The 1555-nt window shown below is 66.0% G+C and carries 2 protein-coding genes; both read right to left on the bottom strand.

Going from position 1 to position 1555, the window contains the following annotated elements; translation table 11 throughout:
• Positions 1-312 precede the first annotated feature (312 nt).
• Positions 313-1254, bottom strand: a complete 942-nt coding sequence (locus BW981_RS22200; RefSeq protein ID WP_076443174.1) for an SMP-30/gluconolactonase/LRE family protein — start codon at positions 1252-1254, stop codon at positions 313-315.
• A gap of 15 nt (positions 1255-1269) precedes the next feature.
• Positions 1270-1555, bottom strand: a 286-nt coding sequence (locus tag BW981_RS22195; RefSeq protein WP_175624199.1) for a dihydroxy-acid dehydratase, incomplete at its 5' end; no start/stop codon positions are given.

Genomic DNA, 1555 nt, shown 5'->3' with positions numbered 1-1555 from the left:
CACTGGCAAGGCGCGCCGACGAGGCGGCGGCACTGCTCGCCGCCCATTACCGCAAGACCTCGGAGCTCGTCGAAGCCCACATGCAGGCCGCGCCGCCGAAATAGCCCGGCCGCGGCGGCGTCCTGCTCCCCCTGTCGAGAGGACAGGGCTGGCGGGCGCGACGGCGCAGCGTCCGGCTGCCATGGTCGATCGCCATGTTCTCCGCCGCTGTGTCGGGTTCCAGCGCGCCCTCACGGCCACCGCGCGTGCTGCGCACGCTGCCGACAAGACATGCCCGAGGCGCCAAAGCCGGCTGCGGGGCCTGCTCGTTCGTCAAGACGCCGACGAACGACATCCTCTCGTGTTCACGTAGAGCGCATAGAGCGACCGGCTCGCCGCCATGAAAAGACGATTCCGCTTGGCGCCGCCGAAGCAGAGATTGGCGCAGCGCTCGGGCAGGCGGATGCGGCCGACCGCCTGACCTTGAGGGTTGAAGACCATCACGCCGTCGAGATCGTCACGGCCCATGCCCCAGCCGCACCAGAGATTGCCGTCGACGTCGAGCCGAAAGCCGTCCGGGGTTCCATCTCCTGCATCGATGAAGAGCCGGCGGTTGGCGAGCGTCCGCCCTGCGACATCGAAGGCCAGGATCACCCGGTTCGGTGTGGCCCGCGACTCGACGAGGTAAAGGGTCTTCTCGTCAGGCGAAAAGGCGAGTCCGTTGGGCCCGCGCAGATCCTCGGCGGCGACCGTGAGTTCGCCGCTCTGGCCGTCGATGCGATAGACATTCTGAGGGAGTTCCGGCTCCGCGCGTCCGCCCTCATAGTCGCCGGCGATGCCGAAAACGGGGTCGGTGAACCAGATCGATCCGTCCGATTTCACCACCACGTCGTTGGGCGAATTCAGACGGTGGCCGTCATGGCGCTCCGCCAGGACGGTGATCGAGCCGTCGATTTCGGTGCGGGTCACGCGCCTGCCGCCATGTTCGCAGCTGACGAGGCGGCCCTGCAGATCGCGGGTGTGGCCGTTGGCATGGTTCGATGGCGACCGGTAGACTGAGACCGCTCCGCTGGCCTCGTCCCATTTCAGGATGCGGTCATTGGGGATGTCGCTCCAGAGCAGATGGCGGGCATCGCCGAACCAGACCGGGCCTTCGCTCCAGCGGCAGCCGGTATGGAGCCGCTCCACCGCCGCGTTGAACAGCCGGTAGCGCTCGAAGGATGGATGCAGGATCTCGATGGCCGGATCGGGATAACGCTCCGCAGGCTGCCACATCACAGACGTCCTCCGCTATCGCCTGACCGGCATCATGAAGTCGAAATCGCAGCCTTCATCGGCCTGGGTCACGCTATCATGGTAGAGCCGGGCATAACCGCGCTGCGCCCATTCCGGCCGTTCGACCGCTGGCAGCTCCGCGGCACGGCGTGTGAGCTCGGCCTCGTCCACCAGCATTTCGATGGAGCGGTCCGGCACGTCGAGACTGTCCGCCGTCAGCACCAATGGCACAGATTTGAGGTTGTGATTTAAGGAGGATTTGGGCTTCGTCGTAGTGACGAAGGAACGAAGATGAAGCCCA

It is taken from the genome of Allobosea sp. TND4EK4, assembly GCF_900156025.1.
Classification (GTDB): domain Bacteria; phylum Pseudomonadota; class Alphaproteobacteria; order Rhizobiales; family Beijerinckiaceae; genus Allobosea.
The sequence above is the reverse complement of the archived record's forward strand: the minus strand, read 5'-3'. Positions and strand labels throughout refer to the sequence as shown.